General features: G+C 59.8%; 25 protein-coding genes and 2 pseudogenes. 21 read left to right on the forward strand and 6 right to left on the reverse strand.

The features are described 5' to 3' along the window. Positions 1–70 precede the first annotated feature (70 nt). The 6 genes from dibA to AACY19_RS03520 all read left to right on the forward strand — a co-directional run bounded on the left by dibA (position 71) and on the right by AACY19_RS03520 (position 6429). The gene (dibA, locus tag AACY19_RS03495; protein WP_339447982.1) at positions 71–1990 is read left to right on the forward strand and encodes a phosphodiesterase DibA; all 1920 of its coding nucleotides are present in this window, start codon (positions 71–73) and stop codon (positions 1988–1990) included. A gap of 238 nt (positions 1991–2228) precedes the next feature. Then, the gene (gene oscA / locus AACY19_RS03500) at positions 2229–2411 is read left to right on the forward strand and encodes a sulfur starvation response protein OscA (RefSeq protein WP_041477433.1); all 183 of its coding nucleotides are present in this window, start codon (positions 2229–2231) and stop codon (positions 2409–2411) included. A gap of 132 nt (positions 2412–2543) precedes the next feature. Then, a complete protein-coding gene (locus AACY19_RS03505; protein WP_339447984.1) occupies positions 2544–3557 on the forward strand; it encodes a sulfate ABC transporter substrate-binding protein in 1014 nt (337 codons plus the stop codon). Between the two features lie 174 nt (positions 3558–3731). After that, positions 3732–4550 carry a sulfate ABC transporter permease subunit CysT gene (cysT, locus tag AACY19_RS03510; protein WP_007917680.1) on the forward strand — a complete coding sequence of 273 codons (819 nt, stop codon included), beginning with the start codon at positions 3732–3734 and terminating at the stop codon, positions 4548–4550. Between the two features lie 13 nt (positions 4551–4563). Then, on the forward strand, positions 4564–5436 hold the full coding sequence (gene cysW, locus AACY19_RS03515) for a sulfate ABC transporter permease subunit CysW (protein ID WP_007917679.1): 873 nt from the start codon (positions 4564–4566) through the stop codon (positions 5434–5436). A 3-nt stretch (positions 5437–5439) separates the two neighbouring features. Beyond that, a complete protein-coding gene (locus tag AACY19_RS03520; protein ID WP_339447986.1) occupies positions 5440–6429 on the forward strand; it encodes a sulfate/molybdate ABC transporter ATP-binding protein in 990 nt (329 codons plus the stop codon). A 95-nt stretch (positions 6430–6524) separates the two neighbouring features. On the opposite strand, the gene AACY19_RS03525 is transcribed toward AACY19_RS03520, so the two are convergent. Then, positions 6525–7049, reverse strand: a complete 525-nt coding sequence (locus AACY19_RS03525; RefSeq protein ID WP_339447988.1) for an Mpo1 family 2-hydroxy fatty acid dioxygenase — start codon at positions 7047–7049, stop codon at positions 6525–6527. Between the two features lie 84 nt (positions 7050–7133). Between AACY19_RS03525 and AACY19_RS03530 the strand changes: the two genes are divergently transcribed. Next, positions 7134–7811 carry a Crp/Fnr family transcriptional regulator gene (locus AACY19_RS03530; RefSeq protein WP_339447990.1) on the forward strand — a complete coding sequence of 226 codons (678 nt, stop codon included), beginning with the start codon at positions 7134–7136 and terminating at the stop codon, positions 7809–7811. 126 nt (positions 7812–7937) lie between these two features. Here the strand turns inward: AACY19_RS03530 and uraH are convergent, their stop codons facing one another. Both uraH and AACY19_RS03540 read right to left on the reverse strand, forming a co-directional pair. Beyond that, a complete protein-coding gene (uraH, locus tag AACY19_RS03535) occupies positions 7938–8348 on the reverse strand; it encodes a hydroxyisourate hydrolase (protein ID WP_339447992.1) in 411 nt (136 codons plus the stop codon). Between the two features lie 12 nt (positions 8349–8360). Then, complete coding sequence (locus AACY19_RS03540) at positions 8361–8846, reverse strand: GlcG/HbpS family heme-binding protein (RefSeq protein ID WP_339447994.1); 486 nt, start codon at positions 8844–8846, stop codon at positions 8361–8363. Between the two features lie 136 nt (positions 8847–8982). Here AACY19_RS03540 and AACY19_RS03545 point away from each other — a divergent pair, with 136 nt between their 5' ends. Next, positions 8983–9663, forward strand: coding sequence for a heavy metal response regulator transcription factor (locus tag AACY19_RS03545; protein WP_339447996.1), 681 nt, complete (start codon positions 8983–8985; stop codon positions 9661–9663). After that, positions 9653–11038 (forward strand): heavy metal sensor histidine kinase, encoded by a 1386-nt coding sequence (locus tag AACY19_RS03550; protein ID WP_339447998.1) that lies wholly within the window; start codon positions 9653–9655, stop codon positions 11036–11038. The genes AACY19_RS03545 and AACY19_RS03550 overlap by 11 nt, the downstream gene beginning before the upstream one ends. 108 nt (positions 11039–11146) lie before the next feature. Here AACY19_RS03550 and AACY19_RS03555 read toward each other — a convergent pair whose 3' ends face one another. After that, positions 11147–12151 carry an AraC family transcriptional regulator gene (locus tag AACY19_RS03555; RefSeq protein WP_339448000.1) on the reverse strand — a complete coding sequence of 335 codons (1005 nt, stop codon included), beginning with the start codon at positions 12149–12151 and terminating at the stop codon, positions 11147–11149. 100 nt (positions 12152–12251) lie between these two features. Here AACY19_RS03555 and AACY19_RS03560 point away from each other — a divergent pair, with 100 nt between their 5' ends. The 3 genes and pseudogenes from AACY19_RS03560 to AACY19_RS03570 all read left to right on the forward strand — a co-directional run bounded on the left by AACY19_RS03560 (position 12252) and on the right by AACY19_RS03570 (position 14665). Then, positions 12252–13325 (forward strand): fatty acid desaturase, encoded by a 1074-nt coding sequence (locus AACY19_RS03560; RefSeq protein WP_339448002.1) that lies wholly within the window; start codon positions 12252–12254, stop codon positions 13323–13325. A 531-nt stretch (positions 13326–13856) separates the two neighbouring features. Continuing rightward, positions 13857–14048: pseudogene (locus AACY19_RS03565) on the forward strand (hypothetical protein); the annotation flags it as partial. A 290-nt stretch (positions 14049–14338) separates the two neighbouring features. Continuing rightward, on the forward strand, positions 14339–14665 hold the full coding sequence (locus tag AACY19_RS03570) for a hypothetical protein (protein WP_339448004.1): 327 nt from the start codon (positions 14339–14341) through the stop codon (positions 14663–14665). 90 nt (positions 14666–14755) lie between these two features. On the opposite strand, the gene AACY19_RS03575 is transcribed toward AACY19_RS03570, so the two are convergent. Further along, positions 14756–15061, reverse strand: a complete 306-nt coding sequence (locus AACY19_RS03575) for a hypothetical protein (RefSeq protein ID WP_339448006.1) — start codon at positions 15059–15061, stop codon at positions 14756–14758. Between the two features lie 284 nt (positions 15062–15345). On the opposite strand from AACY19_RS03575, the gene AACY19_RS03580 reads away from it, so the two are divergent. From AACY19_RS03580 to AACY19_RS03605, 6 genes and pseudogenes are all read left to right on the forward strand, one after another. After that, entirely contained in the window at positions 15346–15477 is a 132-nt protein-coding gene (locus AACY19_RS03580) for an energy transducer TonB family protein (RefSeq protein ID WP_445262284.1), read from the forward strand. A gap of 112 nt (positions 15478–15589) precedes the next feature. After that, positions 15590–15772: pseudogene (locus AACY19_RS03585) on the forward strand (MotA/TolQ/ExbB proton channel family protein); the annotation flags it as partial. Between the two features lies 1 nt (position 15773). Then, complete coding sequence (locus tag AACY19_RS03590; RefSeq protein ID WP_339448008.1) at positions 15774–16052, forward strand: ExbD/TolR family protein; 279 nt, start codon at positions 15774–15776, stop codon at positions 16050–16052. 191 nt (positions 16053–16243) lie between these two features. After that, complete coding sequence (locus tag AACY19_RS03595; protein WP_277760130.1) at positions 16244–16825, forward strand: alpha/beta hydrolase; 582 nt, start codon at positions 16244–16246, stop codon at positions 16823–16825. A 55-nt stretch (positions 16826–16880) separates the two neighbouring features. Beyond that, positions 16881–17813: a sigma 54-interacting transcriptional regulator gene (locus tag AACY19_RS03600; RefSeq protein WP_339448015.1), complete on the forward strand. Its 933-nt coding sequence runs from the start codon at positions 16881–16883 to the stop codon at positions 17811–17813. 167 nt (positions 17814–17980) lie between these two features. Continuing rightward, complete coding sequence (locus AACY19_RS03605; protein ID WP_339448017.1) at positions 17981–18778, forward strand: MetQ/NlpA family ABC transporter substrate-binding protein; 798 nt, start codon at positions 17981–17983, stop codon at positions 18776–18778. Between the two features lie 465 nt (positions 18779–19243). Here AACY19_RS03605 and AACY19_RS03610 read toward each other — a convergent pair whose 3' ends face one another. Next, positions 19244–20404 carry an AAA family ATPase gene (locus tag AACY19_RS03610; protein WP_339448019.1) on the reverse strand — a complete coding sequence of 387 codons (1161 nt, stop codon included), beginning with the start codon at positions 20402–20404 and terminating at the stop codon, positions 19244–19246. A 137-nt stretch (positions 20405–20541) separates the two neighbouring features. On the opposite strand from AACY19_RS03610, the gene AACY19_RS03615 reads away from it, so the two are divergent. From AACY19_RS03615 to AACY19_RS03625, 3 genes are read left to right on the forward strand one after another with little or no spacing between them, the layout of a single operon-like run. Then, positions 20542–21645: an efflux RND transporter periplasmic adaptor subunit gene (locus tag AACY19_RS03615; protein WP_339448021.1), complete on the forward strand. Its 1104-nt coding sequence runs from the start codon at positions 20542–20544 to the stop codon at positions 21643–21645. Further along, the gene (locus AACY19_RS03620; protein WP_339448023.1) at positions 21642–22706 is read left to right on the forward strand and encodes an efflux RND transporter periplasmic adaptor subunit; all 1065 of its coding nucleotides are present in this window, start codon (positions 21642–21644) and stop codon (positions 22704–22706) included. The genes AACY19_RS03615 and AACY19_RS03620 overlap by 4 nt, the downstream gene beginning before the upstream one ends. Further along, positions 22703–25756: an efflux RND transporter permease subunit gene (locus AACY19_RS03625; protein ID WP_339448025.1), complete on the forward strand. Its 3054-nt coding sequence runs from the start codon at positions 22703–22705 to the stop codon at positions 25754–25756. The genes AACY19_RS03620 and AACY19_RS03625 overlap by 4 nt, the downstream gene beginning before the upstream one ends. Positions 25757–25822: the final 66 nt, after the last annotated feature.

Below are 25822 nucleotides of genomic sequence, written 5' to 3' on the forward strand. Positions count from 1 at the left end.
TTCAGATAAGAGTCGCTGGATGTTTCTTGACCTATAATTCCCAACTTTTTGCAGGGACATGGACGGCCGAATGTCTGCCACTTACCGCGATGCCATGCGTGCAGCATTGCTCTATCTCGTGCTTGCCGCCGTCTGGCTGTTGGGTACTGATCATTTATTAAACAATTTCTTCGATAAATCCGTCGATCTTGCCCGGTGGCAACTGATCAACGGTTACATCTTTGCCGCGCTCAGCGCCGGGCTGATCTTCCTGGCGCGGGCGCGCTTGTGCGGATTTCTCGGCATTGGCGCACGGTTGCGCGAGCGTCACGCGGATCGCGAGCGCTTGCGTCAGGCCGCGGCGGTGTTCGATTGCACCCGCGAAGGCGTGCTGGTGACCAATCATCAGGGCCTGATCGTGCACGTCAATCGCGCTTTCATGGCGATCACCGGCTATCAGCGTGAAGAGGTGCTCGGTCAGCAACCGAGCCTGTTCAAATCCGGGCACCATCCGCCGGGTTTCTATCAGGCCATGTTCGCCACACTGGAGTCGCATGGCGAGTGGAGCGGGGAAATCTGGAACCGCCGTAAAAGCGGCGAGATTTATCCACAGTGGCAAACCATCCGCGTCATTCACGATGATCAGGGGCGGCTCAGCCATTACGTCGCGGTGTTCTCCGACATCAGTGCGATCAAGGATTCCGAACACGAATTAAAGCACCTGGCGCACCACGATCCGCTCACCGATCTGCCCAATCGCCTGCTGTTCAGCGACCGCGCCGAGCAGGCGTTGGCGTCGGCGCAGATCCACAAGCGCGGCTGTGCCTTGCTGATGCTCGATCTCGATCACTTCAAAATGATCAACGACAGCCTTGGGCATAACGTTGGCGACCGCTTGCTCAAGGCGGTAGCGGCGCGCCTGCAGGAACTGTCTGGCCCCGGCGTGACCCTGGCGCGCCTCGGCGGCGACGAGTTCGCGGTGCTGGCGGAAAGTTGTCCACAGCTGGTTCAGGCCGCGGCGCTGGCCCAGCGCATTCTCGATGCGCTCAAGGAGCCGTTTCGCATCGAAAGCCATGAACTGTTTATCAACGCCAGCATCGGCATCAGTCTGTTCCCCAGTGATGCATTGAGCGCCGAGCAACTGTTGCGCAATGCCGGTGCCGCCTTGTTCAAGGCCAAGAGCAGCGGGCGCAACGATTATGCCCTGTACACCGAGGAACTCACTGCTCACGCTCAACAACGCGTGGAAATCGCTTTCGAACTGCGCCGCGCGCTGGAGCAGCAGGAACTGCGGGTCTATTACCAACCGGTGCATGACTTGAAAACCAGTCGCCTGATCGGTCTCGAGGCGTTGGTGCGCTGGCAGCATCCGCAGCGTGGCCTGGTCTCGCCAGCCGAGTTCATCCCGATTGCCGAACGCACCGGGCTGATCGCCGAAATCGATGCCTGGGTCATGCAGCAGGCTTGTCGGCAAATGTGCCAATGGCAGCAGGCGGGCATTGCGCTGTCGTTCGTCGCGGTGAATGTCTCGTCGCGTCTGTTCGCCCGGCGTGAGCTGTACCAGCAAGTCGCGCAGGTGCTGCATGACACCGGGCTGAATCCGGCTTATCTGGAGCTGGAAGTCACCGAAAGTGCGGTGATGGATGACCCGGAAGTGGCGCTGGAACAGATGCATCGCCTGCGCGAGTTGGGCGTTCGCCTGGCCATTGACGATTTCGGCACCGGCTACTCGTCGCTGCTGAGACTCAAGCGCTTGCCGGTGCAGAAGCTGAAGATCGATCAGGGTTTCGTCGCCGGGCTGCCGTGGGATGAGGACGACGCGGCGATTGTCCGGGTGATTGTCGCGCTGGCGCGCAGCATGGGCATGCAGGTGCATGCCGAGGGGATCGAGCAGGTTGAGCAGGCGGTGTTTCTGTTGGGGCAGGAATGCGATCTGGGGCAGGGCTACTGGTTTGGGCGACCGGGGCCGGCGGCAGAAATTGACTGGACGCGCGCGCCATCGATGGCTTAACGACCAAAAGGTCGCAGCCTGCGGCACCTCCCACGGGGATGGGTGTAAAAGCTGCTGAAGGCTGCGATCTTGTTGCTTCACCAGCGCGCAAACCCTTGCCCTGTCACATAATGTTTTTTTGGTTATATAAAAATTCTTAAATAGTCTTTTTAAGAATATCTGTGCCTCTCTTATATTGCTCCTACGCCGAACGCAGTGCCGCCCACTGCCAGGCAATCCCATTCAAAGGAGCAGCACCATGAGCGCATCCCTTCGCAGCGTTGACGGTCAGGACGAAGCCACCATCTTGCGTGAAATCCAGAGTGCCCTGCGCGATCTGCGGTTTGGTGCGGTGGAGATCACCGTGCACAACGCGCAAGTCGTGCAGATCGAACGCAAAGAAAAATTCCGTTTGCAGCAGCCAGGCAAACAACCGGGCTGAAAGATTGCGGCCCGTGCCAGCTCCGGCGGGGGATTGATGCACGCGCTGGCGCAGACCGCGATCTTCAACAGGCCACCCGATTCCAGATACTCATAAGAAAAAGCCACCACCAGAATTCCAGGAGCTTTCACCATGTCGTCGATTCGCCGTTACGCTTTGGCCGCCCTGGCCAGTGCTGTGTTTGCCGGTTCCGCGGTTGCCAAGGATTACGAGCTGCTCAACGTGTCGTATGACCCGACGCGCGAGCTGTATCAGGAATACAACGCTGAATTCATCAAGTTCTGGCAGAAAGATCACGCTGGCGACACCGTGAAAATCCAGCAATCCCATGGTGGTTCGGGCAAACAGGGTCGTGCGGTCATCGACGGTCTGCGTGCCGACGTCGTGACGCTGGCACTGGCCGGCGATATCGACGAAATCGCCAGGCTTGGCAAGACCCTGCCCGCCGACTGGCAGAAGCGTCTGCCGCAAGCGAGTACGCCGTACACCTCGACCATCGTCTTCCTGGTGCGCAAAGGCAATCCGAAAGGCATTAAGGATTGGGGCGATCTGGTCAAGAACGACGTCTCGGTGATCACGCCGAACCCGAAAACCTCCGGCGGCGCACGCTGGAACTTCCTCGCCGCGTGGGCCTATGGCCTGAAAGCCAACGGTGGTGACGAAGCGAAAGCCAAAGAATATGTGCAGACCCTGTTCAAGCACGTGCCGATTCTCGACACCGGTGCACGCGGTTCGACCATCACCTTCGTCAACAACGGTCAGGGCGACGTGTTGCTGGCCTGGGAAAACGAAGCGTTCCTGGCGCTGAAAGAAGATGGCGGCGCCGACAAGTTCGACATCGTCGTGCCTTCGCTGTCGATCCTCGCCGAACCTCCGGTGGCCGTGGTCGACAAGAATGCCGAAAAGAAGGGCAACGGGCAGATCGCCGAAGCCTACCTGAAGCACTTGTACAGCCCGGCCGGTCAGGAAATCGCTGCGAAGAACTTCTACCGTCCGCGTGACAAGGATGTGGCCGCCAAATACGCCCAGCAGTTTCCGAAGCTGGAGCTGGTGACCATCGACAAAGACTTCGGCGGCTGGAAAACCGCGCAGCCGAAATTCTTCAACGATGGTGGCGTGTTCGACCAGATTTATCAGGCGCAGTAATCTGACTTCAGCCACACCACAAGCCTGATGCTCAGGTGCAGTCAGTGTGGGAGCGGGCTTGCTCGCGAAAGCGGGGTGTCAGACGACGTAGAGTTGGCTGATACTCCCTCTTCGCGAGCAAGCCCGCTCCCACATGGGTGCGTTCAGCGAAATGCTTTTTAACCAAGGACTTTTATGTCGCGTCGTATCTCCCCCGTCATACCCGGCTTCGGGCTGACGCTGGGTTACACCTTGGTGTACCTCAGCCTGATTGTGCTTATCCCGCTGGCGGCGATGTTCGTCCACGCCGCCCAACTGACCTGGGATCAGTTCTGGACGATCATCTCCGCGCCACGGGTGCTGGCCGCCTTGAAGCTGAGCTTCGGCACCGCGCTGTGTGCGGCGATCATCAACGGCATCATCGGCACGTTGCTGGCGTGGGTGCTGGTGCGCTACACCTTCCCCGGACGCAAGGTGATCGACGCGATGATCGACCTGCCGTTTGCCCTGCCGACCGCTGTGGCCGGTATCGCGCTGACTGCGCTGTACGCGCCGGCCGGTCTGGTCGGGCAATTCGCCGCAGACCTCGGATTCAAAATCGCTTACACCCCACTGGGTATCACCCTCGCGCTGACCTTCGTCACCCTGCCGTTCGTGGTGCGCACGGTGCAGCCGGTACTGGCCGATATTCCCCGTGAAGTCGAAGAAGCGGCGGCGTGCCTCGGTGCGAAACCATGGCAGGTGTTCCGCCACATTCTGGTTCCGGCACTGCTGCCCGCCTGGCTGACCGGTTTTGCCCTGGCGTTCGCCCGTGGCGTCGGCGAGTACGGTTCGGTGATTTTCATCGCCGGCAACATGCCGATGAAAACCGAGATCCTGCCGCTGCTGATCATGGTCAAACTCGACCAATACGACTACACCGGCGCCACCGCTATCGGCGTGTTGATGCTGGTGGTTTCCTTCGTCCTGTTGCTGCTGATCAACTTGCTGCAGCGGCGCATCGAAACCCCATAAGGAGGCGCGAACAATGTCCCAATCGTCTATTGCGGCCGCCTCTTCGGCCAACGCAGCGCGCCGTGGCAGTGCCACTTCGCGCAGAATCCTGATCGGCCTCGGCTGGCTGATCTTTTTCCTGTTTTTGCTGCTGCCGTTGTTCATCGTGGTGTCGCAAGGCTTGAAGAATGGCCTCGGTGCGTTCTTCACCGCGATCTTTGAACCGGATGCGTTATCAGCACTGAAACTCACCGTGTTCGCCGTGCTGATTTCGGTGCCGCTGAACCTGGTGTTCGGCGTCAGCGCCGCCTGGTGCGTGAGTAAATACTCGTTCCGCGGCAAGAGCATGCTGGTGACGCTGATCGATCTGCCGTTCTCGGTATCGCCCGTGATCGCCGGTCTGGTCTACGTGCTGATGTTCGGCGCGCAAGGCCTGTTCGGGCCGTGGTTGCAGGATCATGACATCCAGATCGTTTTCGCCTTGCCGGGCATCGTGCTGGCGACGATCTTCGTCACCGTGCCGTTCGTGGCCCGTGAGCTGATCCCGCTGATGCAGGAACAAGGCACGCAGGAAGAGGAAGCCGCACGCCTGCTCGGCGCCAACGGCTGGCAGATGTTCTGGCACGTCACGGTGCCCAACATCAAATGGGGCCTGATCTATGGCGTGGTGCTGTGTACCGCACGGGCCATGGGTGAATTCGGCGCGGTGTCGGTGGTTTCCGGGCACATTCGCGGGGTGACCAACACCTTGCCGCTGCACGTCGAGATCCTCTACAACGAATACAACCACGTGGCCGCGTTCGCCGTGGCGAGCCTGTTGCTGATCCTGGCGCTCTTCATCCTGCTGCTCAAGCAGTGGAGCGAAAACCGTATCAACCGCCTGCGCGCCAGCGCCGCGGAGGAATAATTCATGTCGATCGAAGTGCGTAACGTCAGTAAGAATTTCAATGCGTTCAAAGCGCTGGACAACATCAGCCTCGACATCCAGAGCGGTGAACTGGTGGCGCTGCTCGGCCCGTCGGGCTGCGGCAAGACCACCCTGCTGCGGATTATCGCCGGTCTGGAAACCCCGGATCAGGGCAACATCGTGTTCCACGGTGAAGACGTCTCCGGCCATGACGTGCGTGATCGCAACGTCGGTTTCGTGTTTCAGCACTACGCCCTGTTCCGCCACATGACCGTGTTCGACAACGTCGCCTTCGGCCTGCGCATGAAACCGAAAAACCAGCGCCCGAGCGAAAGCCAGATCGCGACCAAGGTTCACGAACTGCTGAACATGGTGCAGCTGGACTGGTTGTCGGATCGTTACCCGGAGCAGTTGTCCGGTGGTCAGCGACAGCGGATTGCCTTGGCCCGTGCCTTGGCGGTCGAGCCGAAAGTGCTGCTGCTGGACGAACCGTTCGGCGCACTCGACGCCAAGGTGCGTAAGGAGCTGCGCCGCTGGCTCGCGCGGCTGCACGAAGACATCAACCTGACGTCGGTGTTCGTGACCCACGACCAGGAAGAAGCGATGGAAGTCGCCGACCGTATCGTGGTGATGAACAAGGGCGTGATCGAGCAGATCGGCTCACCGGGCGACGTCTACGAAAACCCGGCCAGCGATTTTGTTTATCACTTCCTAGGCGATTCGAACCGCTTGCTGTTGAGCGACGACAATCACGTGCTGTTCCGTCCGCACGAAGTATCGTTGTCCAGGCATGAGCTGGAGGATCACCACGCGGCTGAAGTACGTGATATCCGCCCGTTGGGTGCGACCACGCGGGTGACGCTGAAAGTGGAAGGGCAGACGGATCTGATCGAAGCCGAAGTGGTGAAAGACCACGACAGCCTGATCGGCCTGGCCAAGGGCGAAACCCTGTTCTTCAAGCCGAAGGTCTGGCAGAAAGTCGCCAACCTCTAAAGTCAAAAGCTTCGTCGGATCGCCGTCCGGAGCAAGCTCGCTCCCACATTTGGAACGCATTCCATTGTGGGAGCGAGCCTGCTCGCGAATGCGGTCTAGACAGCCGCACGATTCGGGTTAACTCGCACCACCCCCGCCCGCGCCTCGATCTGCTCTTTCAACTCATGCCGCATCCCGAGCATGAATGCCACTTCGGCCACCACAAACAACGGCCCGACGATCAGCCCGCTAACATCATCGACAAACGCCGGTTTGCGCCCTTCGTAGTGATGCCCGACAAACTGGATCACCCAGCCGATCACAAACATCCCCAGCCCGCTGCTCAACCAGACCGTCGTGCTTTGCTGTGCCAGCAGATGCCCGGCCCAGACTGACAGGCCCATCAGCACGGTCATCAGCACGCCAAGCTTCACTTCCAGACGCAGGTAAAACCACGCCGAGGCCAGCGCCACGACAACGGCTGGAGATATCCACAAACCACCCAGCGACCATTCCGGCCGCGACAACAAGACTGCAACGGCCACCACAATCAGCGGAATGCCAATAAAGTGGCTGGCGATGTTGCGCGGATCACGGTGGTAGGCGGCGTATTGACTGAGGTGGTCGACGAGGCTTTTCATTGTTGTTCCTCCGGTAGGGTTGATCGCATCATCCCTCGGGATCAGGGTTCGCTCTGTCAGGCAGGCGACAATCCAGGAGTGTTTATGCAAATACGTTCGCGATTGATGACCGGACAATGGTTCAGTCATCTGCCGGCGTCCTTTCAGGATAGTCTGCTGGCGGTGGCCCGGGAGCGGCGGCTGACGGCAGGTCAGTGCCTGTTCCAGCGCGGTGATGCGCCGTGTGGCCTGTACGCGGTGCTCGACGGCACCGTGCGCATCGGCGCGGTGAGCGAGCAGGGCAAGGAGGCGTTGCTGAGTCTGGTGGAGGCGCCGCACTGGTTCGGCGAAATCTGCCTGTTCGATGGCCAGCCGCGTACTCATGATGCCTATGCGGTCGGGCCGTGTACGTTGCTGAATATTCCGCAGGCTGCGTTGCTGAAGCTGCTCGATGAGAACCCTGTGTTCTGGCGACATCTGGCGCTGCTGATGAGCCACAAACTGCGCCTGATGTTCATCAGCCTCGAACAGCTGAGCCTGCTGCCAGCCCCGGCGCGTCTGGCCCACCGCTTGCTGATGATCGCCGAAGGCTACGGCGAACTCGACGCGCCGCGCCGCGTGCTGCAACTGCCGCAGGAACAGTTGGCGTCGATGCTGTCGTTGTCGCGCCAGACCACTAACCAGATCCTCAAGGATTTGCAGGGGCAGGGGATTCTCGGGCTCGGGTATGGCGAGATTGAAATCCTCGATGCCGAGCGACTGCGCGTCCTCGCCACGATCTAAAAAACACCTGAAACCGATGTGGGAGCGGGCTTGCTCGCGAAGGCGATTTACCATTCAACCTCAATGTTGACTGACACACCGCCTTCGCGAGCAAGCCCGCTCCCACATTTTTGATCTGTGTTGATCTTACGAGCCGCGATAGGTCGAGAAACCATACGGGCTCAGCAGCAGCGGGATGTGGTAATGCTGATCCGTTTGCTTCACTTCGAAGATCACCGGAATCTCCGGGAAGAACGTGTCGTGCTTGATCTTTTTGTAGTACTCGCCGGTCTTGAACACCACGCGGTACTCACCCGCCTCGAAGGGCTGTTTGGCCGGGAACAGTTCGGCGATGCGCCCCTGTTCGTTGGTTGTGCCCTGAGCCAGCGGCTGCCAGTCCTGGCCGACGTGTTTTTCCAGGGTCACGTTGATGCCCGGCGAAGGCAGGCCGTTTTCCAGATTGAGCACGTGAACGCTCAACGGGTTGCCGGCCGCCAGAGCCAGACTCGAGAAAGCGCTCAGGCCGAGCGCGGCGAAAGTCATGCGCAACGTTTTCATGGATGCATCTCCTTATTGGGAACGGGTGGTGGCCAGACCGGTTTCCCCGGCAGCCTTGATCGCACAGTTTTCGTCTTGCTCACCGCCGCCAGAGCCGGCAACGCCCATGGCGCCGACCAGTTCAGAGCCGAGGAACAGCGGAATGCCACCACCGAGCAGCAGCAGCTCGTCGAGGGTGTTGAGGTTGACGGTTTCCGGATGGCTTCGGGCCCGCTCGGCAAATAACCGTGTGGCGGTTTTGGTTGATAGCGCGGTGTACGCCTTGCGTTGGCTGGCGGCGGTGTTGTGCGGGCCGACCCCATCGCCACGCAAGGTCACCAGCAGATTGCCGCCACGGTCGAGCACCGACACCGTGCCGGTGCAATTGACCAACGCTGTGTCGGCGAGCAGACGTGCGGTTTTCAGATCGAGATCGGCGTGGCGAGGCAGTTCAGGGGCGGCGAACACGCTGGCACTGAGGCCGATGGCAAGACTGGCTGCAAGGTATTTGACGGTCATGGACAGGCTCCAAAAGCGAAGACCGTCACCTTAATCGCCGGTCTTCGTCAGAACCTCGTCAGTCTGATTACAAGTTTGTAATGGGCAACGCCGCCAAAGGCGCCTAGCCTGTGTGTCTGAATAATCGAGGTGTGCCATGCGTTTGCTGGTCGTAGAAGATGAAGCCAAAACCGCGAACTTCCTCGCCAAAGGCCTGGGCGAGTCGGGTTTTGCCGTGGACGTGGCGCTCAATGGTCTCGATGGGCGCTACTTCATCGAGCAGCAGGAATACGACCTGATCATCCTCGACGTAATGCTCCCCGGTCTCAATGGCTGGCAGCTCTTGCAACTGATCCGTCAGCGCGGCGCCACGCCGGTGCTGTTTCTCACCGCCAAGGACGCCATTGAAGACCGCGTGCGTGGCCTCGAACTGGGTGCCGACGATTACTTGCTCAAACCCTTCGCCTTCGCCGAACTGCTTGCGCGGGTGCGCACGCTGCTGCGGCGCGGGCCGATGCGCGAAGCCGAGTCGTACAGCATCGCCGACCTGGAAATCGATGTGCTGCGCCGTCGAGTCAGTCGGGGCGGTCAGCGCATCGCTTTGACCAACAAGGAATTCGCCTTGCTGCAATTGCTCGCCAGTCGCCAGGGCGAAGTGCTGTCGCGCACGCTGATTGCCTCGCAAGTGTGGAACCTGAATTTCGACAGCGACACCAACATGGTCGAAGTCGCGGTGCGCCGTCTGCGTTCGAAGGTCGACGATCCGTACATGCCGAAGCTGATCCACACCGTGCGCGGCGTCGGTTATCAGCTGGAAGCACCCGACGATGCGCGCTAGGTCGATCGCCTGGCGCCTGGCGCTGGCGTTCGCATTGGTCTGTGCCTTGGTGTTGAGTGCGATTGGCGTGTTCCTCTACCGCTCCCTGGCATCGGAAATCGCCTGGCGCGACGACCTCGCGTTGCTCGGCCGACTGGAGCAGGTGCGCGCCTTGCTCGCCGACAGCGACAGCCTCGGCGCCTTGCAGGCGCGGCCACGGCTGTATCAGAACATGCTTGGCAATCTCGACAGCCTGCTGCTGGTGCGCCGCGCCGATGGCTCCAGCGTCATCGCCATCAACCCGCGTCAACGCGATTTGCCGGCGCTGAGCGCAATCCCCCGCGAGCAAACGCCGCAGCGTCGCGACGTGCTGACCTGGCAAGCGCCGGACGGTGCCGAACTGGCGCTGCTATCCGGTGAAGCACAAGGGCCGAACGGTGAGCCGCTGACGGTCATCGCCGGCAAGGTGTTGAGCGAGCGCGAGCAGATGCTCGCCAGTTACCGTTTGCGTTTGTATCTGGCGGTCGGCCTCGGTGCGTTGCTCGCCTTTGCCTTGGGCTTGCTGTTGCTGCGCCGGGGATTGCAACCATTGCGCCAGCTGAGCGAAGCGGTGCGCGGCATCGATCTGCGCAGCCTTCATCAACGCTTGCCCGCCGCTGACACGCCCGCCGAACTGCTCGAACCGGTGCAGGCGCTCAACGGCATGCTGGCGCGGCTGGACGACAGCGTGCAGCGCCTGTCGCAGTTTTCCGCTGACCTTGCCCACGAAATTCGCACGCCGTTGCACACGTTGCTGGCGAGCAACGGCCAGGCGCTGAATCATCCGCGCAGCACGGCGGAATATCAGGAAGTGCTGGCCTCGAACATGGAAGAGTTCGAGCGCCTCAAGCGCATGGCGCAGAACCTGATGTTCCTCGCCCGTGCCGAGCAGGCCGAGCGCGCGCTCAATCGGCAAACGCTCGATCTGCACAGTATTGGCAGTGAGCTGTGCGATTACTTTGAAGCCCTGGCAGAAGACCGCGATCTGCGGCTGGACAATCAACTGCACGGCGAACTGCTCGCCGATCAGCAGTTGCTGCAGCGGGCGCTTGGCAATCTGCTGGCCAATGCTGTGCGCCACGCTGGCTCCGGAACCGTGATCAGCCTGCGTCGCCGCGATGAGGCGGGTTGGTGCTGGTTGCAGGTGCACAACCATGGCCCGGCCATTGCGTCGGAGCATCTGGGCAAACTGTTCGACCGTTTCTACCGTGTCGATCCTTCGCGCGCGGAGCCGGGGGATTCGGGTGGGTTGGGGTTGGCGATCGTGCAGTCGATCATGCAGTTGCATGGGGGGCGGGTGCAGGTGAGCAGTGATGCGGCGGGTACGGTGTTTGAGCTGGGTTTTGTGGTGAATTGAAGGACGTCTTCGCGAGCAGGCTCGCTCCCACATTTGGAATGCGTTTCACATGTGGGAGCGAGCCTGCTCGCGAAGGCGTGGGAGCTGACGACCCAACCCTGGGATCAATCAGCGCAAGCCATCGCGAAACTGCCCCGGCGTCAGCCCCGTCCAGCGCTTGAACGCGCGGCTGAAGCTGCTGGTATCGGCGAAGCCGAGCAAGTAACTCACTTCGCTCAACGAACACTGCGGGTCGCGCAAATGCAGCAGCGCCAGATTCTCGCGACTCTCGTTGAGCAACGTATCAAAGCGACAACCCTCGTCCGCCAGATGCCGTTGCAAGCTACGCAAACTCAGGTGCAACGCCTGGGCAATCCGCTCGGCACTTGGCTCACCTTCCGGCAATTGTTCTTCAATGGCATCGCGCACCTTGCGCTCCCAGGTCAGCGGTTGAAGCTGAGCCATGGTGCGTTTGAGCACGGCTTCGTTGTGTTCGGCGAGTTCCGGGTTGGCATCGTCGAGGTGGCTGTCGAAGTCGGCGAGGGCGAATTCCAGGCGATCCTCGACACAGCCGAAATGCACCGGGGCGCGGAACACTTTGTGCCATTGATGCGCGTCGCTCGGCTCCGGGCGGCGCAGATAAACCGCCAGCGGCGCGTAATCGCGACCGAGGCGATTGCGGCAGGTGCGCACGTAGATCGCGGTGAACGCATCGATGGCTTCGAAGGCTGGCGCCGGATTGCCTGACGGAATCTTCAGACGAAATTGATAGCGGTCGTCGTTGCGACTCAGCTCCAGCTCAAGGGCATCGCTGACCACCGGGTGATAGCGCACGATGCGCTCAAAGACCTCGCGCAGACTGCCGCTGGCGACCAGCGCATAACCGAGGGCATGGAACGTGGTCGGGCTGACAAAGCGCGATACGCGCAAACCAATCGCCGGATCGCCGCTGACCTGCACGGCAATCTCCCACAGGCGCGTGGTGCCGGACAGCGGATAGCGCGCGTTGGGGTCGTCCATCCATTGCGGATCGAGCCCGGCCTGTTGGCACAGGGCAATGCTGTCCAGCCCCAGCGCATCGAGTTGCTTGCGCAAGGCACGGGTCCAACTGGCGAGGGAGGTCGGTTCCTTCATGCTGATTGGCGCTTCCGGTCAACAGGTTGGCGTTCTCGGCTACCGCGATTTAAGGCCTGACGAGGCACGATGCGAACATCCATAAACAGAGGATGGAAGCATGGACGGTACTTCTGCAAGTCCCCAGCGACACAATGCGGCCCAGCGATCAGCGCGTATTCGCGAAGTGGTGCTGGCCAAAGGCGTCGAACTGCGTGAGCGCTACCCGATTCTCAAGCATCAGGATGCGCTTGGGGCCGGGATTCTGGCCTTTGCCCTGATCGGCATGATTGCCTCGGCGACGCTCTACATCAACGGCCATCTGGCGTGGTGGGTGTGCGTGCTGCTCAATGCGTTTTTTGCTTCGCTGACCCATGAGCTGGAGCACGACCTGATCCACAGCATGTACTTTCGCAAACAGCGCGTGCCGCACAACCTGATGATGGGGCTGGTCTGGCTGGCACGGCCGAGTACGATCAATCCGTGGATTCGTCGCCATCTGCATCTCAATCACCATAAGGTCTCCGGCACTGAAACCGACATGGAAGAGCGCGCGATCACCAACGGCGAGCCGTGGGGCTTTGCGCGGTTGCTGATGGTCGGCGACAACGTGATGTCGGCATTCATCCGCATGCTGCGGGCCAGGACCTGGGCGCATAAATTCAGCATCATCAAACGCACGCTGAAGGTCTACGCGCCGCTGGCGCTGGTGCATTGGGGCGCGTGGTATGTGTTTCTCGGTTTTCATGCGGCCAATGGCGTCGCGTATTTGCTGGGCGCGCCGATTGAGTGGTCGGCGAACACACTAGCGGTGATGCAGGTGATCGATATCGCCGCCGTGGTGATCATCGGCCCGAACGTGTTGCGCACCTTTTGCCTGCACTTCATCAGCTCGAACATGCACTACTACGGCGATGTCGAGCCGGGCAATGTGCTGCAGCAATGTCAGGTGCTGAACCCTTGGTGGTTGTGGCCGTTGCAGGCGTTCTGCTTCAACTTTGGCAGCAGTCACGGGATTCACCATTTTGTGGTGAAGGAGCCGTTTTACATTCGCCAGATGACCGTGCCGGTGGCGCACAAGGTGATGCGCGAGATGGGCGTGCGGTTCAACGATTTTGGTACGTTCGGGCGGGCGAACCGCTTTGTTCGGCAGGCTGAAGGGGTGAGTGAAGAGGTGCGTACAGTCCGGGCTTGATCTGTTGTTGCAAAGGGCCTCTTCGCGAGCAGGCTCACTCCTACAGGGGTGCGCATTCCAACTGTGGGAGTGAGCCTGCTCGCGAAAGCGGTTTGTCAGGCAACCTCAATCCGGCTGAAACGGCGAAGCACTGAGAATCCCCCCGGTCTCCTCCACATATTTCTGCCAGTGACCGATCAACGTGCTGAGCTTGTCAGGCTGACTCAACGCCAGGTCATAAAGCTGCCATTGTGTGGCTCCTTGCGCCTCAATCACCCAAGCGGAGAGTGACTCCCAAGGTACGAAAACCGGTGTTTGCGCGTCCGTGGGCATGAAAACAATTGAGGTTTGCCACCACCAAAGTCCAGATACGCATCGTTCAGCTCGCTTATCTAAGGACTGTGGGGCGATGCATCGGTGGGTAGTGGCAGCGGTGCCAGGTAAGCCCAGGAATCGTATTCGATGCGACCGACTTGAACAGACGGTGCCTGCATTATTTCGGTCAGCGAGCGTTGATACGTTGCAAGATCCGAGTAGGTGCGATTGCTCGCATCTTTTCCCCACGGCGATCTCAATCAGTACAGCTCCAGCCCGTCCGGGTTGCTCAACCTCAGCTATCGCATCACCGATGATCTGCTCGGCTACGCCACCCTGTCCCACGGCGAAAAATTCGCTGGGGTGAACCTCGCGGTGGGGTCTGCGCCCACCGCCGGCGCCGACTCGCTGCTGATCGGCACCCCGCGCACCCTTGGTGTGACCGGTCGTTATGACTTCTGACTGGATCGTTCAAGGCGCTGCATCATGTTGCCCGCCATCGGCGTGCAGCAGACCAACGTGAGTTATTAGTAGAAATGGAATTAATGCTCGACGGATTGGCAATAACTTATGAGTAACCGGAACAGTGGTTATTGCAATTTCGTTAGTTTGAGGCATGGACAATATTTGAATGTCGAACCATCCTGACTGTCGTGAGTTTCCAGGAGGAAACTTGCTCTCATCGGAAGACACTTATCCAACGATAAAGGAATCTCGTTATGTCGAACATTAACGGCAATTATGTAAACGCTAACGCTGGCGCCAAACTGACGATTACCGATGGCAACGATTCCAACGGCACTTTCAGCGGCAAGTTCAGCCAGAACGGCGTGAACTACGACATCGCTTATGGGCATTACCATTTCCAGAACAGCACCGGCCAGCCTACGATCATCACGTTCACGGCCCTCAATGACAGTACGGGTTATCAGTCCTGGGTATTGTTCTCGTCGGACCACAATTATTCGAAAGTTCGTGCGGTTGGCTCACGTAATAACTTTGATGGCGATGTTGTAGGGCTGGCCGGGGAGTTCGTCAAACAATAAGCACTGTAAATAAGAGTCGCCATACCCTCATCGGGTATGGCGGCTTTTTTATAGGCGGCGCACGTGTCTGATATTTCCCTTCGGCAACATTCAGTTGCCGTCGATCAAGATACACGTTTGTGCTTTACAGCCCTTTGCCTGACTGAGCGTGACAAACTTGAATCCCGCCTCTGGCGTCGAAGTCGAGACTGTCAACGCCGATGATTTGTAATCTTTGGCCTGAAAGTGTTCACCCGGTAAAACCACACCGCGCCACTTTCCCTGAAACACATAAATCGGAAAACCGGTTTTATTGGTGATTTCCAACTCAACCGGGGCCGTGTCCTTGGCAGTGGCGAGCGATAGCGGCGCCAGTAATAGCGCCATGTAGATCAATGTCCATTTGCTTGATTGCATGCTTACTCTTCCTGAGTCGATTGATAACGCGATAGCGATCTAATGCGCTCGTGACAACTCATGCAATGTGATTGTTGTAAGTGGGCATGTAGACGAACCCATACCTTGTACGAATATTTCTGATGCTTGAAAGCATCGAATTTTGTCCGTTCGGCTACAGCCCTTGATTGGCATGGGGTTGCGAAAAATGATCAGTTCGCATATTTCCAAATGGTCTATGTATAGCCTGAAAATTTACTTTCGGAGATAAGCGTCAGACCCAATGATTAACCCATCGATCTGTCGTGGGGGGTTCAACAAACGGCGGATCGGCAGCGCTGAGCGCGGCCAAGCAGTGGAGCTTCGTCCCGGCCAAGCAGGGTGATGTTGCCCAGGATGGCTGGGTCAGCGTGCCCATCGATTTCAAGATTCATTAAACCGAAACCTATTTCGCGCTAAACGTTTACACGAGGGAACACATCATGACGTCACTGGCATCTCCACTGGAATCCATCGAAAGCGCGGTGATCTGGCTGCTGGTGGTTTTTTCCGGCGGCGCTGGTTTACAACTACTTTTTGCGGCGTCTGAAACTGACCGCCGCGGATCTGGATGACTTCGCCCATGACTTCTACAGCCTGGCACAGAAGAACTCGTTCCGCGTGCTGATCCACCCGACTGCAAACAAGGTAGCGGCGCCGGGCAACGCGACAAAAGTGAAGGAGGCGTCCTGATATGGCCTTCTCCACGCAAGACAGCGACGAGGTGCTGAGCGAGATCAACGTGACGCCGCTGGTGGTGAGCATCGACGACGTCGGCAAACTGTTTATCAACAAGGATGGGATTCAGCCGGACCTGCTGGAATTCAAGCTCAAGTCGGCCAAGGCGAAAGACCCGGAAGTGCGCGTGCAACTGCAGGCTGACGACGGGGTGAACTACGGCGAAGTGGCGCAGGCCATGGCTTCGATCGAGCGGGCGGGGATTACCAAATGGTCGGTGATCACGGCGCGGTAACAGGATTTTCGTTTTTCCGGGGCCGTCTCCTTGGCAGGGTGCGGCCCTTTTTTTATCCCGAACGGCCCTGCTCCTACAGAGAACTATTTATATTCATTTCGGGTATTAACAAATAGCTTCTTATTCCTTAACGAATATAAATCCCGTCCCTATACTCGATCAGGAACAGACACGACGCAGGAGAGCTCCCCATGCGCAACGAATCAATCCGCTACCTGATTGTGCCGGGCTGGCAAGGATCGCCAGAAGATCATTGGCAAACCCACTGGCAGAACAGTCTGCCAAACAGTGCGCGGGTCGAGCAGGCCGATTGGCTGACGCCGCGTCGTGAAGACTGGGTCGCTGCGCTGGCCGAGGCGATTGCCGCCGACAGCACGCCGGTCATTCTTATCGCCCATAGCCTCGGCTGCGTCACGGTTGCTCATTGGGCCGCCACGGCGCCGCTGCAATACCTGCGTCAGGTCCGCGGCGCTTTGCTGGTCGCGCCAGCGGATGTCGAGCGTCCGGCCTGCGCGCCAGCCCTGCGCAACTTTGCACCGATTCCGACGGATCTGCTGCCGTTCCCGAGCCAGGTTGTCAGTTCCGACAACGATGCCGCCGTCAGCGCGCCGCGAGCGCTTGAGCTGGCCCGCAACTGGGGCGCCGAGGCGGGGATTCTCGCCGGTGCCGGACACATCAACGTCAAGTCCGGGCATCAGCGTTGGGAGCAGGGATTTGCTTACCTCTATCGCCTGCAAAACCGTATGGAACACCACGCCCGCCGTCGTGCCTGATTTCTTTTTTCCTTGAGCGCCCCCGTCTGCCGGCGGTTTTGGGCGGGAGTCTGCCATGAGTTTCGAAACGTTCGGTCCGCCATTGCTGACCTTTCCCGATGCGGAAAAAAGCCCCCTGAGCATTCGCGCCAAAGCTCTGGTGTTCGTCGATCCGCGCTCGCGTCAGTTGCGCGAAGAACTGGAGCAATTGGCGCCGCGCTCGACCTCGGTATTGATCCGTGGCGAGACCGGTACGGGTAAAGAATTGCTCGCTCGGCACATCCATCGCGCCAGTGACCGCAGCGGTCTGTTCGTCTCGGTCAATTGCGGTGCGATCAGCCCGACCTATGCCGACGCCGAACTGTTCGGCTATGCCGCTGGCAGCTTCAGCGGCTCGGCGAGCAGTCGCGCCGGTTGGTTCGGTTCGGCCAATGGCGGCACCTTGTACCTCGACGAAATCGGCGACTTGCCGCTGCCGATCCAGATCAAACTGCTCGCCGCCCTGGAGAACCACGAAGTCACCCGTGTAGGTGCGCATCAGCCAAGTCCCGTGGATGTGCGCCTGGTTGCGGCCACCAGTATTGATCTGGCGCAAGCGGTGCACGCCGGGAAATTCCATGAGCGGCTTTATCACTACCTCAGCGAAGGTCATCTCGAGTTGCCGGCCCTGCGCGCGCGCACCGGCGATATCCTGTCGCTGGCTGAGTACTTTTTAGGCATCTACAGCCAGCGTCTGGACCTGCCAGTGCCTTTAATCAGCGAGGCGGCGCAGCACCTGCTCGAACAGCACAGCTGGCCGGGCAACACCCGCGAGCTGGAAAACGTCATTCACTTTGCCCTGCTAGTAAGCACCGGCGACGAGATTCTGCCGGAGCATCTCAATTTGCCCGAGGCGTCTGGGCCGCAGCTTCAGATCGAACGACTTGTGGCACAAATCAACATCGGCGGCACCGTGACTGAGCTTAAGGCCTTGAAAGAGTTGCTGATTAATTTGAGCGAAGCGTTGTAACCATTTTGTTCAATATGAACAAAATGGAATATGAAGCTGAATAAACGTTATTGTCCGGGAATAAAAAATCCCGGTATTGTCCGACCCACGCCAGCGATATCACTTCACTGGCACACGTATTAAATGCCGTCGTCGATGACGACCGTGATTTTCGATAAGGACACTGCATGAAAAAGGTTCTGTTGTTTACCGCATTGGCGGCGGCTCTGACTGCTTCCCTGGCCAGCGCTGGTGAAAAACTGGTGGTTGCTGCGACCCCGGTGCCCCACGCTGAAATCCTTGAGCTGATCAAACCGACCCTGGCCAAAGAAGGCGTGGATCTGGAAATCAAAGTGTTCACCGACTACGTCCAGCCGAACGTACAGGTCGGCGAGAAGCGTCTGGATGCCAACTACTTTCAGACCCTGCCGTACCTGAACAGCTTCAACCAGGGTAAATACAAGGACGACAAGTCCAAGTATCTGGTGACCGTGCAGGGCGTGCACGTCGAACCGTTCGGTGGCTATTCGAGCAAGTACAAGACCCTGGCTGAACTGCCGGACGGCGCCACCATCGCCATCCCGAACGAAGGCAGCAACAGCGGCCGTGCATTGATCCTGCTGCAGAAGGCTGGCCTGATCGAACTGAAAGATCCGAAAAACGCTTTGGCAACGCCGAAAGACATCGCCAAGAACCCGCACAACTTCAAGTTCAAGGAACTGGAATCGGCCCTGCTGCCACGGGTTCTGAAGGAAGTTGATCTGGACATGATCAACACCAACTACGCGCTGGAAGCCAAGCTGAATCCGCAGAAAGATGCGCTGGTGATCGAAGGCGCTGATTCGCCTTACGTCAACTTCCTGGTGGCCCGTGAGGACAACAAGAACAGCGACGCGATCCAGAAACTGGCCAAAGCCCTGACCAGCCCTGAAGTCAAAGCGTTCATCGAGAAGAAGTACAACGGCGCGGTACTGCCGGCGTTCTGATCTGACGCTTGAACCACCCCTTCAAGGTGTGAAAACGCCGATGGCCAGTGATGGTCATCGGCGTTTTTGTGTGTGCCTTGGAAAAGCCCCTCACCCTGGCCCTCTCCCTACGGGCGGTCCGACGTTTCGGGAGGGCTGGGGTGAGGGGCCTTTGATTTACGCTGTGGCCTTCAACGCTCGCCTCAACGCCATGAGCAATTTCACAATCTCCTGCGGGTCCAGTCGCTGCGGCACTTTTACGTCCATGTTCTCTTCCTTGTTATGGGTTTGGCCGAGGGAGTCTGGCCAAAAGCTGTTCGTCCTTGGAGGGCTTACGTGAAAAAAAGATCCTTCCTACAGCGCAAAGGAAAATAGCCTTCTTATTCCTTCCCGGCAAACTGCGCGATGTGTGTATTAAAAAGTGTCCACCCTGTGTCCGGTACATACAGGGAGTGGACCAGGGTTAAGGGCTTTTGCCTGGAGCGCTCAATCAGGCCAGTTCCACGCCGGCTCATCCAGCACCCGCTGCCCGACCATCCCGGTCTGCCCCAGGGTTTTCTCCAGCACGATGCAATTGCACTCCGGGTCTTCCTGCAACGCCGAAATCAACCGCCGCGCATGCGACACCACCCACACCTGACACTGCTCCGAGGCACGAATGATCAATCGCGCCAATGCCGGTAACAGATCCGGGTGCAGGCTGGTTTCCGGTTCGTTCAGCACCATCAGCGACGGTGGCCTCGGTGTCAGCAGCGCCGCGACCAGCAGCAGATAGCGCAACGTGCCGTCCGACAACTCCGCCGCCGACAATGGCCGCAACAAGCCTTCCTGAAAAAACTCGATGGCAAAGCGTCCGCCCGTCAATGGCTCGATGCGCAGGCGTGCCCCAGGGAACGCGTCGCTGATTGCAGTCTGCAACGCCTCGGGATCGCCGATTTCGATGATGGTCTGCAACGCCGCCGCCAGGTCGCGACCGTCGTGATGCAGCACCGGCGTGCGCGTCCCCAATTGCGGCTGGCGCACTGGCGCATCGGCGTCGCTGCGAAAGTGATCGTAGAAGCGCCAGCGTCGGATGAACTCGCGCATCTGGAACACTTCCGGCGAGCTGCGCAGGCTGCCGACCTGATCGAACAGGCTGTCGAAGTTTGGCGTGTGCTGCGCCAGCACATCCCAGCCACGACCTTCGCGGGCACGGATCATCGGGCCGTTGCGATCCACAAGCAGACTCGCCGGGCGATACAGCGGCCCGGCCCAGATGCATTCGCGTTTGATTTGCGGATCGAGGGAAAAAAACGAGCGGCTCGGCTCGGGCAGCCCCAAGGCAATCGAATAACTGAAGTCTTCCCCGGCAAATCCCAGGCGCAAACGCCGCACGCCCTGCCGCACCGTCGGCTCGATCGCCACTTCACCGTTGAGCATGCGCCGGCTGATGGTTTCCGGCCCGGCCCAGAATGTCGAATCCAGTCCGCCTTCGCGCGCCAGTGCGTTGACCACACCGCCCTGCGCGGTTTCCGCGAGCAGGCGCAAGGCCCGATAGAGGTTGGACTTGCCGCTGCCATTGGGGCCGGTGATCAGGTTCAGGCGACCCAGCGGGATCACCAACTTGTTGATCGAGCGGTAATTGGCCACTGCCAGAGTGTTGAGCATGGAATTCCTTCTCTATGAGGCGCCCATTGTGGAGGTGCCGCAGGGAAATATGGGGATCGAACGGGCGAACGTTGAACCCTGTTCTAAGCTCACAGTCGTATCGTCACTTGCACGTTCGTACACAGGAAGGAGTCTGCATGGCGAGTCCCGGATTGAAAACAGCGATCATGCTGAGTCTGTTCACTTTGCTGACGGCATGCGGCGACGAGAAACCCGCTGCGCAGTATCTGCCACGGGTGTTCGTGCAAGAGGTCAACCCCACGGATTACGCGGCGTCGGTGACGCTCACCGGCGACGTGCAGGCGCGTGTGCAAACCGAATTGTCATTTCGCGTCGGCGGCAAGATCATCCAGCGCATGGTCGACGTCGGTGACCGCGTCACGGCCAGACAGGTGCTGGCCAAACTTGATCCCAAGGATTTGCAGACCAACGTTGATTCCGCCCAGGCCCAGGTCGTCGCCGAACAGGCGCGTGTGAAACAGAGCGCAGCGGCGTTCGTGCGTCAGCAGAAGTTGCTGCCCAAGGGTTACACCAGCCAGAGCGAATACGATTCCGCCCAAGCGGCGTTGCGCAGCAGTCAAAGCGCCCTCAGTGCGGCCCAGGCGCAACTGGCCAATGCCAGGGATCAACTCAGCTACACCTCGTTGATTGCCGATGCGCCAGGTGTGATCACCGAGCGACAGGCCGAAGTCGGCCAGGTCGTGCAGGCCACTGCGCCGATTTTCAGCCTCGCCCGCGATGGCGACCGCGATGCAGTATTTAACGTTTATGAATCACTGCTGGCCGAGCGTCCCACCGATAACAGGATCACCGTCAGCCTGCTCGACAACCCCGACATCAAAACCACCGGCACCGTGCGCGAAATCACTCCGGCGGTGTCGGCCCAGTCCGGCACCGTGCAAGTCAAAGTCACTCTCGACAAACTGCCGCCGGGCATGCAGCTCGGCTCGGTGGTCAGCGCGACCGCCAAAGGCACCGGCAAATCGGCGGTGGAACTGCCGTGGTCGGCGCTGACCAAAAACGTCAGCGACCCGGCGGTGTGGATGGTCGACGACAAGGGTGAGGCGCAGCTGCATACGGTCACGGTCGGCCGTTACCTGACCGGCAAGGTTATCATCAGCGGAGGCCTCAAGGGGGGCGAGAAAGTTATCGTCGCTGGCGGACAGTTGCTGCATCCGGGGATGAAAGTCGAGATCGCCGAAAACACCTATAAAGATCTGCAACCGGGAGCACAGCCATGAAGCATCTGTGGCTGTTACCCGTCGCTGTGCTGCTGGCCGCGTGTTCGAAGAAGGAGCCGCCGCCGGAGCCGGTTCGTCCGGTGCTGTCGGTCAAGGTCGAAGCGCTGAGCGAAGAAAATCTCGGACGCTTCGCCGGCAGCATTCAGGCGCGTTATGAAAGCAACACCGGTTTCCGCGTCGGCGGGCGTATCGCCAGTCGCAACGTCGATGTCGGTGCCGAGGTGGAGAAGGGCACGCTGCTCGCCACCCTCGATCCGTCCGATCAGCAGAACCAGTTGCGCTCGGCCCAGGGCGATCTGGCAAGAGTCCAGGCGCAGTTGATCAATGCGCAAGCCAATGCCCGTCGCCAGCAAGCACTGTTTGACCGTGGTGTCGGTGCTCAAGCCCAACTGGACATCGCCACCACCGATCTGAAAACCACCCAGGCCTCGCTCGATCAGGCGCGCGCGGCGGTCAACCAGAGCAAGGACCAGCTCGGCTACACCGAATTGCGCTCCGACCACCGCGCGGTGGTCACTGCGTGGAACGCCGAAGCCGGACAGGTCGTCACGGCGGGCCAGCAAGTGGTGACCCTGGCGCAACCGGACATCAAGGAAGCGGTGATTGATCTGCCGGATACCCTGGTCGATCAGATCCCCAGCGACGTGGTGTTTTCCGTGGCCGCGCAACTCGACCCGAGCATCAACACCACAGCGGTCATCCGCGAGATCGAACCGCAGGCGCAAAGCGCTACACGCACGCGACGGGCGCGCCTGACCCTGGCCGATACGCCGGACGGTTTGCGCCTCGGCACGGCCATCAGCGTGACCCTCAGTTCGGCAATCAAACCGCGCATCGAATTGCCTGTCACCGCGCTGCAGGAGGTCGATGGCAAATCGCGTATCTGGGTGATCGACACGCAAAACAAAACCGTCAGCCCCCGCGACGTCACGCTGATCAGTCGCACCGACAGCAGTGTGGTGCTGGGCGGTGGCGTGAAGAACGGCGAGCGCGTGGTGACTGCCGGCGTCAACAGCCTCAAACCCGGACAATCCGTGAAACTTGACGAGGACAGTCAATGAAAGGCTCTTTCAACCTCTCCGAATGGGCCCTCAAGCATCAGTCTTTTGTCTGGTATCTGATGTTCGTCGCGTTGCTGATGGGCGTGTTCTCGTACTTCAATCTGGGGCGCGAAGAAGACCCGTCGTTCACCATCAAGACCATGGTCATCCAGACCAAATGGCCGGGCGCGACCCAGGAAGAAACCCTCAAGCAGGTCACCGACCGCATCGAGAAAAAACTCGAGGAACTCGATTCCCTCGACTACGTAAAAAGCTACACGCGGCCCGGCGAATCGACGGTGTACGTGTACCTGCGCGACACCACCAGTGCCGAGGACATCCCGGAAATCTGGTATCAGGTGCGCAAGAAGATCGACGACATTCGCGGGCAGTTCCCCCGAGGGATTCAGGGCCCGGGATTCAACGACGAGTTCGGTGACGTATTCGGTTCGGTGTATGCCTTCACCGCCGACGGCCTGACCATGCGCCAGTTGCGCGACTACGTGGAACTGGCGCGGGCGGAGATACGCAATGTGCCGGGGCTGGGCAAGATCGAGATGGTCGGCCAGCAGGACGAAGTGATTTACCTGAATTTCTCAACGCGCAAACTCGCCGCGCTGGGCATCGATCAGCGCCAGGTAGTGGACAGCCTGCAATCGCAGAACGCCGTGACGCCTGCGGGCGTGATCGAGGCCGGGCCCGAGCGGATTTCGGTGCGTACCTCGGGGCAGTTCGCTTCCGAAAAAGACCTCGCCGAGGTCAACCTCAAGCTCAATGACCGGTTCTACCGGCTGGCCGACATTGCCGACATCAGCCGTGGTTACGTCGACCCCGCCACCCCGGAGTTTCGCTTCGACGGCAAGCCGGCCATCGGCCTCGCGATTGCCATGCAGAAGGGCGGCAACGTTCAGGAGTTCGGCAAGGCCTTGCATGCGCGCATCGACCAGCTCACGGCCAACTTGCCGGTCGGCGTTGGCGTGCACACGGTTTCCGATCAGGCGGTGGTGGTCGAAGAGGCCGTTGGCGGCTTCACCAGCGCCCTGTTCGAAGCGGTAATCATCGTGCTGGTGGTGAGCTTCATCAGCCTTGGCGTGCGCGCCGGTCTGGTGGTGGCGTGTTCGATCCCGCTGGTGCTGGCGATGGTGTTTGTGTTCATGGAATACAGCGGCATCACCATGCAGCGGATTTCCCTCGGCGCATTGATCATCGCCCTCGGCCTGCTGGTCGATGACGCGATGATCACCGTGGAGATGATGGTCACGCGCCTGGAAATGGGCGAGACCCGCGAGCAGGCGGCGACGTTCGCTTACACCTCGACGGCGTTCCCGATGCTCACAGGCACGCTGGTGACGGTGGCCGGTTTCGTGCCCATCGGCCTCAACGCCAGCTCCGCCGGTGAGTACACCTTCACCCTGTTCGCGGTGATTGCGGTGGCGATGCTGGTGTCGTGGGTGGTGGCGGTGTTCTTCGCGCCGGTGATCGGCGTGCACATCCTCAGCGCCAACGTGAAACCCCATGAAGCCGAGCCGGGCCGCGTTGGCCGCGCGTTCAATGGCGGCCTGTTGTGGGCGATGCGCAATCGCTGGTGGGCCATCGGGATTACCGTGCTGCTGTTTGTCCTGTCGATCTTTTGCATGCGCTTCGTGCAGAACCAGTTCTTCCCGTCCTCGGACCGTCCGGAAATTCTCGTTGACCTGAACCTGCCGCAAAACGCCTCGATTGATGAAACCCGCAAGGCCGTCGACAAGCTCGAAGCGACGCTCAAGGGCGACCCGGACATCGTGCGCTGGAGCACTTACATCGGTCAGGGCGCGATCCGTTTCTACCTGCCCCTCGACCAGCAATTGCAGAACCCGTACTACGCGCAACTGGTGATCGTCAGCAAAGACTTCGAAGCCCGCGAGGCTCTCAGTCAGCGTCTGCGCGAACGCTTGCACAAGGACTTTGTCGGCATCGGCAGCTACGTGCAGGCGCTGGAAATGGGCCCGCCGGTAGGGCGCCCGATCCAGTACCGGGTCAGCGGCAAGGATATCGATCAGGTGCGCAAACACGCCATCGACCTGGCCACCGAACTGGACAAGAACTCGCACATCGGCGAAATCATTTACGACTGGAACGAGCCGGGCAAAGTCCTGCGCATCGACATCGCCCAGGACAAGGCACGCCAACTCGGCCTGTCCTCCGAAGATGTGGCGAACCTGATGAACAGCATCGTCAGCGGCTCGCCGTTGACTCAGGTCGATGACGATATCTACCTGATCAACGTGGTCGGACGTGCGGTTGATTCCGAACGCGGCACGCCGGAAACCCTGCAGAACCTGCAGATCGTTACGCCGAGCGGCACGTCGATTCCATTGCTCGCGTTCGCCACGGTTCGTTATGAACTGGAGCAGCCGCTGGTGTGGCGTCGCGACCGTTTGCCGACCATCACCATCAAGGCCTCGGTGCGCGACGAGATCCAGCCGACCGATCTGGTGAAAATCCTCAAGCCGTCCATCGACGCCTTTGCCGAGAAATTGCCGGTTGGCTACAAAGTCGCCACTGGCGGTACGGTGGAGGAAAGCGGCAAGGCCCAAGGGCCGATTGCCAAGGTCTTGCCGTTGATGCTGTTCTTGATGGCGACCTTCCTGATGATTCAGTTGCACAGCGTGCAGAAGATGTTCCTGGTGGCGAGTGTCGCCCCGCTGGGACTGATCGGCGTGGTGCTGGCGCTGGTGCCGACGGGTACGCCGATGGGCTTCGTGGCGATTCTGGGGATTCTGGCACTGATCGGCATCATCATCCGCAACTCGGTGATTCTGGTGACCCAGATCGATGAGTTCGAGCAGAAAGGCTATGCGCCGTGGGACGCGGTGGTCGAGGCCACCGAGCACCGGCGCCGGCCGATCCTGCTGACCGCCGCTGCGGCGAGCATGGGCATGATCCCGATTGCCCGGGAAGTGTTCTGGGGGCCGATGGCTTACGCGATGATTGGCGGGATTGTGGTGGCGACGTTGCTGACGCTATTGTTCCTTCCGGCGCTGTATGTGGCCTGGTACAAGATTCGCGAGCCACAAAAGGATGCCGCTTGAAAGCGAGTGCTGCGCACTCTTTTCGCGAGCAAGCCCGCTCACACAGTTGACCGAGTTGCCCAGGCG

The organism is Pseudomonas sp. EA_5y_Pfl2_R50, assembly GCF_963970475.1.
Taxonomy (GTDB): Bacteria; Pseudomonadota; Gammaproteobacteria; order Pseudomonadales; family Pseudomonadaceae; genus Aquipseudomonas.

What these genes read in the sequence shown, in the direction of transcription:
- dibA (WP_339447982.1), top strand. Translation starts at nt 71, where the DNA reads ATGTCTGCCACTTACCGCGATGCCATGCGTGCAGCATTGCTCTATCTC.
- oscA (WP_041477433.1), top strand. Translation starts at nt 2,229, where the DNA reads ATGAGCGCATCCCTTCGCAGCGTTGACGGTCAGGACGAAGCCACCATC.
- AACY19_RS03505 (WP_339447984.1), top strand. Translation starts at nt 2,544, where the DNA reads ATGTCGTCGATTCGCCGTTACGCTTTGGCCGCCCTGGCCAGTGCTGTG.
- cysT (WP_007917680.1), top strand. Translation starts at nt 3,732, where the DNA reads ATGTCGCGTCGTATCTCCCCCGTCATACCCGGCTTCGGGCTGACGCTG.
- cysW (WP_007917679.1), top strand. Translation starts at nt 4,564, where the DNA reads ATGTCCCAATCGTCTATTGCGGCCGCCTCTTCGGCCAACGCAGCGCGC.
- AACY19_RS03520 (WP_339447986.1), top strand. Translation starts at nt 5,440, where the DNA reads ATGTCGATCGAAGTGCGTAACGTCAGTAAGAATTTCAATGCGTTCAAA.
- AACY19_RS03525 (WP_339447988.1), bottom strand. Translation starts at nt 7,049, where the DNA reads ATGAAAAGCCTCGTCGACCACCTCAGTCAATACGCCGCCTACCACCGT.
- AACY19_RS03530 (WP_339447990.1), top strand. Translation starts at nt 7,134, where the DNA reads ATGCAAATACGTTCGCGATTGATGACCGGACAATGGTTCAGTCATCTG.
- uraH (WP_339447992.1), bottom strand. Translation starts at nt 8,348, where the DNA reads ATGAAAACGTTGCGCATGACTTTCGCCGCGCTCGGCCTGAGCGCTTTC.
- AACY19_RS03540 (WP_339447994.1), bottom strand. Translation starts at nt 8,846, where the DNA reads ATGACCGTCAAATACCTTGCAGCCAGTCTTGCCATCGGCCTCAGTGCC.
- AACY19_RS03545 (WP_339447996.1), top strand. Translation starts at nt 8,983, where the DNA reads ATGCGTTTGCTGGTCGTAGAAGATGAAGCCAAAACCGCGAACTTCCTC.
- AACY19_RS03550 (WP_339447998.1), top strand. Translation starts at nt 9,653, where the DNA reads ATGCGCGCTAGGTCGATCGCCTGGCGCCTGGCGCTGGCGTTCGCATTG.
- AACY19_RS03555 (WP_339448000.1), bottom strand. Translation starts at nt 12,151, where the DNA reads ATGAAGGAACCGACCTCCCTCGCCAGTTGGACCCGTGCCTTGCGCAAG.
- AACY19_RS03560 (WP_339448002.1), top strand. Translation starts at nt 12,252, where the DNA reads ATGGACGGTACTTCTGCAAGTCCCCAGCGACACAATGCGGCCCAGCGA.
- AACY19_RS03570 (WP_339448004.1), top strand. Translation starts at nt 14,339, where the DNA reads ATGTCGAACATTAACGGCAATTATGTAAACGCTAACGCTGGCGCCAAA.
- AACY19_RS03575 (WP_339448006.1), bottom strand. Translation starts at nt 15,061, where the DNA reads ATGCAATCAAGCAAATGGACATTGATCTACATGGCGCTATTACTGGCG.
- AACY19_RS03590 (WP_339448008.1), top strand. Translation starts at nt 15,774, where the DNA reads ATGGCCTTCTCCACGCAAGACAGCGACGAGGTGCTGAGCGAGATCAAC.
- AACY19_RS03595 (WP_277760130.1), top strand. Translation starts at nt 16,244, where the DNA reads ATGCGCAACGAATCAATCCGCTACCTGATTGTGCCGGGCTGGCAAGGA.
- AACY19_RS03600 (WP_339448015.1), top strand. Translation starts at nt 16,881, where the DNA reads ATGAGTTTCGAAACGTTCGGTCCGCCATTGCTGACCTTTCCCGATGCG.
- AACY19_RS03605 (WP_339448017.1), top strand. Translation starts at nt 17,981, where the DNA reads ATGAAAAAGGTTCTGTTGTTTACCGCATTGGCGGCGGCTCTGACTGCT.
- AACY19_RS03610 (WP_339448019.1), bottom strand. Translation starts at nt 20,404, where the DNA reads ATGCTCAACACTCTGGCAGTGGCCAATTACCGCTCGATCAACAAGTTG.
- AACY19_RS03615 (WP_339448021.1), top strand. Translation starts at nt 20,542, where the DNA reads ATGGCGAGTCCCGGATTGAAAACAGCGATCATGCTGAGTCTGTTCACT.
- AACY19_RS03620 (WP_339448023.1), top strand. Translation starts at nt 21,642, where the DNA reads ATGAAGCATCTGTGGCTGTTACCCGTCGCTGTGCTGCTGGCCGCGTGT.
- AACY19_RS03625 (WP_339448025.1), top strand. Translation starts at nt 22,703, where the DNA reads ATGAAAGGCTCTTTCAACCTCTCCGAATGGGCCCTCAAGCATCAGTCT.